This is a genomic window from Streptomyces himastatinicus ATCC 53653 (assembly GCF_000158915.1).
Taxonomy (GTDB): Bacteria; Actinomycetota; Actinomycetes; order Streptomycetales; family Streptomycetaceae; genus Streptomyces; species Streptomyces himastatinicus.
On record NZ_GG657754.1, the window covers coordinates 1,523,199 to 1,528,311 of the forward strand.

Annotated in this window: 2 protein-coding genes and 1 pseudogene; 1 reads left to right on the forward strand and 2 read right to left on the reverse strand. The window is 73.9% G+C overall.

What is annotated here, in order from left to right; all coding sequences use genetic code 11:
- The first annotated feature begins 72 nt into the window (after positions 1-72).
- Positions 73-2,030 (forward strand): annotated as a pseudogene (locus SSOG_RS05760) (N-acetylmuramoyl-L-alanine amidase).
- Between the two features lies 1 nt (position 2,031).
- Here SSOG_RS05760 and SSOG_RS05765 read toward each other — a convergent pair.
- On the reverse strand, positions 2,032-4,359 hold the full coding sequence (locus tag SSOG_RS05765; RefSeq protein ID WP_009713270.1) for a glycoside hydrolase family 95 protein: 2,328 nt from the start codon (positions 4,357-4,359) through the stop codon (positions 2,032-2,034).
- 12 nt (positions 4,360-4,371) lie between these two features.
- On the reverse strand, positions 4,372-4,872 hold the full coding sequence (locus SSOG_RS05770) for a hypothetical protein (protein WP_009713271.1): 501 nt from the start codon (positions 4,870-4,872) through the stop codon (positions 4,372-4,374).
- Between the last annotated feature and the right edge of the window lie 241 nt (positions 4,873-5,113).

The window sequence follows — 5,113 nt, forward strand, 5'->3', positions numbered from 1 at the left end:
GCCCCCGACACCACCAGAGACGCGGACCGGAACGGCGACAGACCCGTCCCCGGCCCCAGCCGGAGGACGGCGCTGCGCACCGCGGGCGCCGCCGCGTCCGCCGCCTTTCTGCTCCCGGTCGTCTCCGGGACCCCGGCCGCCCGCGCCGATCAGCCGCCGGGCGGCACACCGTCGCCGGAAGGGGCCGGGGCGCTGCAACGGGCCTTCGCGGCGGCGGCGAAGGAGCACGGGGTGCCGCTGAGCGTGCTGCTGGGCGTGTCGTATCTCCAGTCCCGCTGGGACGGCCATCGTGGCGCGCCCAGCGTCACCGGCGGCTACGGCCCGATGCACCTCACCGACGCCTTCACCGCCCTCTTCTCGGCCCCGCACCACAGCCAGGGCACCGAGGACGCCCGCGGCGACCTGGCGCGGCCCCTCAAGGTGCCGGAAGCCTCCGTACCGGAGCCGCGGCAGCTGCCCGCGCGGCTGCGCACGCTGGACCGGGCCGCGGAGCTGACGGGGCTGTCCGCCGCCGAGCTGCGCGGCGACGCGGCGGCCAATGTGCGCGGCGGCGCCGCCCTGTTGGCGGCCACGCAGAAGCGGCTGGGGCTGCCGTCGAGCGACGATCCGGCGGACTGGTACGCGGCGGTGGCGGCCTACCCGGGCGCCGACAGCGCCGCGGCGGCCGCCGTGTTCGCCGACGACGTCTACGACGTGATCCGCGGCGGCGCCGCGCGCACCACGGGCGACGGTGAGCGGGTCACGCTCGACGCCGTCCCCGGCGTCGCCCCCGGGACCGGCGGCAGCTGCGGTCGCTCGGCCTGCCGTCCCCCAAGCGGGATCCGCACGTCGAGGCCCCCGGCAATGTGTCCTGCGAGTGGATCCCGGCCCCCTACGAGCAGTTCGGGGACAACGACTACGGCAACCACGACCTCGGCAACCGCCCCCTCTCCCAAATGATCGACTACATCGTCATCCATGACACCGAGGGCTCCTGGGACACCACCATCAAGCTGGTCCAGGACCCGACGTATGTCTCCTGGCAGTACACGCTGCGCTCCTCCGACGGCCATATCGCCCAGCACGTACCGCTCAAGGACGTCGCCTGGCACGCGGGCAACTGGTACGTCAACGCCAAGTCCATCGGCCTGGAGCACGAGGGCTTTCTGACCGCGCCCGACGCCTGGTACACGGAGGCGATGTACCGCTCGTCGGCCCGGCTGGTGAAGTGGCTGGCGCGGCGGTACGGCATCCCGCTGGACCGGCAGCACATCCTGGGCCACGACAATGTGCCCGGCACGACCGCCACCACCATCAAGGGCATGCACACCGACCCGGGCCCCTACTGGGACTGGGCGCACTACTTCAGCCTCCTCGGCGCCCCGTTCCACCGCACCGCGGGCGCCTCCGGCGGGCTGGTCACCATCCGCCCGGACTACGAGACGAACGAACCGGTGTACACCGGCTGCGAGACGGCCGGTCAGGAGTGCGCCCCGCACGGTTCGTCCGCGGTGCGGCTGCACACGGCGCCGAGCGACGACGCCCCGCTGGTCAAGGACATCGGGCTGCGTCCGGACGGCGCCGATTCGACCACCGGCGTCAACGACACCGGCGCCCGCGCCACCACCGGCCAGCAGTACGCGCTCGCGGGCCGTCAGGGCGACTGGACGGCGATCTGGTACCTCGGCCAGCAGGCGTGGTTCCGGAACCCGCGGCGGCGGCCCACCGCCGTGTACGGCAAGGGCCTCGTCGTCACGCCGAAGCCGGGCCTGGCGGAGGTCCCGGTGTACGGGCGCGCCTACCCGGAGAAGGAGGCGTACCCGGAGGGCGTACCGGTGCAGGCGGTCTCACCGCTGCCGTACAAGCTGCTCGCCGGGCAGCGGTACGCGCTGGGGCTGCGGACCCAGGGCGAGTATCTGTGGGCGACCACGTTCGATGGATCCGGGCACATCGTGGTGCGCGGTCAGGACATCTACTACCAGATCCAGTTCGGGCACCGGGTGGCGTTCGTCCGGGCCGCGGATGTACGGGTGCGGCGCTCCGGCCGATGAGTCAGTCGCGGGCCGTGAAGCGGTAGGTGCGGCCGCCGCGGGCCGCGAGCGTGACCGTACAGGCGTCCCCGGAGCCGGGGTCGTCGCGTACGGCCGTCTCGCGGCCCGTGGTGTCGTCATGGGCGGTGTACGGGCGCGCGAACAGATCGCTGCGTATCCGGACCGGCCCGTCGTGTCCCGCCGCGACGGTGAGGGTACGGGCGCGCCCCTCTCGCCAGGTGATGTCGACCGTGAGGTCGCCGTGGGCGCGCAGCCCGCGCACCGCGCCGTCCGGCCAGCGGCGCGGCAGGGCGGGCAGGACGTCCAGCACGGCGCGGTGGCTCTGGAGGAGCATCTGGGCGATCCCGGCGGCGGCGCCGAAGTTGCCGTCGATCTGGAACGGCGGATGGGTGTCCCACAGGTTGGGGAGGGTGGAATCCGTCAGCTGTCCGGCGAGCAGCCGATGGGCGCGGTCGCCGTCGCGCAGCCGGGCCCAGAAGTTGACCTTCCACGCCCGGCTCCAGCCGGTGCCGCCGTCGCCGCGCGCGTCCAGGGAGACCGCGGCGGCCCCGGCCCAGGGGCCGTCCGGGGCGATCTGCCGTCCGGGGTGGAGGGCGAAGAGGTGGGAGGCGTGCCGGTGGGTGTCGGCGGGGTCGTCCAGATCGGCCTTCCACTCCTGGAGCTGGCCCCAGGAGCCGATGCGCAGCCCCGGGTCGAGGGCGTCCAGGGCGCGCCGCAGCCCGGCCTGGAGGGCGGGGTCGTCGCCGAGGGTGCGGGCCGCCTCCAGGGTGGCGGTGAGCAGGTCGTGGACGATCTGCTGGGACATGGCGGGCCCCGCGGTGAAGTCGCCGTGCTCGGGCGAGTAGCCGGGCGAGACGACGAGGGTGCCGTCCCGGGGGTCCGGGCGCAGCGTGTCCAGCCAGAACGCGGCGGCCTCCCGCATCGCCGGGTACGCGGTGTCCCGCAGGAAGCCGGTGTCGAGGGTGAAGCGGTAGTGCTCGTAGAGGTGGTGGACCAGCCAGGCGGCCGCCTCGGGGAACCAGAAGGCGGTGGACCAGTCGTGGACGCCGGTGAAGCCGTACGCATTGGTCTCGTTGTGCACGACCCAGCCGCGCGCGCCGAACATCTCGCGGGCCGTGATCCGGCCGGGGGCGCGCAGGGCGGTGATGAAGCGGTGCAACGGCTCGGCGGTCTCCGCGAGGTGCAGGGCGTGGGCCGGCCAGTAGGCCATCTGAAGGTTGATGTTGGTGTGGTAGTCGGCCGACCAGGCGGGCCTGACGCTGTCGTTCCAGATGCCCTGGAGATTGGCGGGGAGCGGGGCGCCGGGGCGCGATGAGGCGATGAGGAGATAGCGGCCGTAGTCGAAGAACAGCTCCTCCAGGGCGCGGTCGGCCGGGCTCTCGCCGCCCGTGTACGCGGCGCGTTGCCGGTCGGTGGGCGTGCGGGGCGGGGTCCGGCCGCCGAGATCCAGCGCCGTACGGTCGAACAGGGCGCGGTGGTCGCGGACATGGCGGCTCAGCAGGGTCAGATAGCCACGGTCCGCGGCGGCGTCCACGGTCCCGGTCACGGTCCGGTGGGGGTCCTCGCCGCGGTAGTGGGGGTGGGTGTCGGCGTAGTCGGTCCCGGCCGCGAGGACGAACCAGGCGCTGTGGGCGCCGGTGACGGTGAGTGTGCCGTCCTCCCCGGATGTCACGGTGCCGCCGTCGGCCATCACCCGCACCTGGGCCTCGAAGCGCAGCCCGTTGTCCTCCAGCGCGCCGCGGATCGTCAACCGCCCGTCGTGCGCGGTGACGTGGTGGTCGCCGGGGCGGGGTGAGGTGTGGCGCAGGGTGAAGCCGACCGTTCCGGGGGCCGCGTCGAACCGTCCGACGATCACCCGATCGGGGTACGAGGCGAAGAACTCGCGCCGGTGCCGCACGCCTTGGGCCGTGTACTTCACGAGGGCCACGCCCTTGCGGATCTCCAGGAGTCGCCGATAGCTGTCCGGGGACTCGGGCGCACCCGGGATCTCCAGCCACAGATCGCCGAAGGGCTGGTAGGCGCCGTAGCGGGAGCGGGGCTGTCCGAGGCGGGCCGCCACGTCCTCGGGGGCGGCCGCACCGTGCTCGTCGATCAGCCGCTGGACGGCGGCGAGGGCGCCCGGGCGCGGCTCACGCCAGTTGCCGGAGTCGTACGGCGCGGATCCCGGACCGCCGGGGCCCCCGGTCCATAACGACTTCTCGTTGAACTGGATCCGCTCCCGGGCCACACCACCGAAGACCATGGCGCCGAGCGTGCCGTTGCCGATGGGCAGCGCCTCGCGCTCCCAGTCCGCCGCGGGGGTGTCGTACCAGAGCGTCCAGCGGGCCACCGGGGGTGTCCCTCAGCCCTGCTGGAACATCTCCGCGGGCAGCGGCTTGAGCAGCCGGTACAGGTCGTCGGTGATCGGCCGGTCCCAGCTGGCGATGGTGACGAGGACGCCGTCGCTGCGGTCGAACTGGGCGCAGGAGATCCGGCCTTCGGACAGCTTGATCCGGCGCACGATGAGGAGGTTGTCGTCGTGCATGACCGGGGTGTCCTCGGTGTCCACGACCTGGACCTGCTCCTCGTTGCCGAGTGCGGCCAGCAGCTGGGTCACCTCGAACGGAGCCTGGCCCTCGGCCACCTCACGGGCCGGGGAGCCCTCGGGCAGATTCCCGATGATCATCGCCGGGCCGCGGCCGCCGAACAGGTCGTAGCGCAGGAAGACGCCCTGACAGGTGCCGTCCGGCGCGGGCAGCAGCCCCGCGCCCAGATCGCCGGGCCAGTCCCCCGGGTCCATGGCCAGGACATCGAAGTCCGGCCCGGTGGGCGTGGCGGCGCTGCGGCGGCGGAGGAAGGACATGCGGACATGGTACGTGGCCCGCCACCGTCCCCCTGCTGGGGAGCACCCCTCCTCCGGCCCGCCGTCACAGCCTCTTCACGGGCCGCCACACGGCCCCGGCCTCCGGCTCAGTCCCGGCTCAGTCCCCGGGGAGCGGGTGCGGGGGGCGGTCGGGGCGGGGGGTGCCCAGCAGGGTGGCGAGGCCGCCCCGGTCGGTGCCCGCCTTGCGGTAGACGCCGGACAGCAGCCGGGCCACCTCGCG

Excerpts from the sequence above, each read along its gene's own strand:
- SSOG_RS05770 (WP_009713271.1), bottom strand. The coding sequence starts at position 4,872 with ATGTCCTTCCTCCGCCGCCGCAGCGCCGCCACGCCCACCGGGCCGGAC.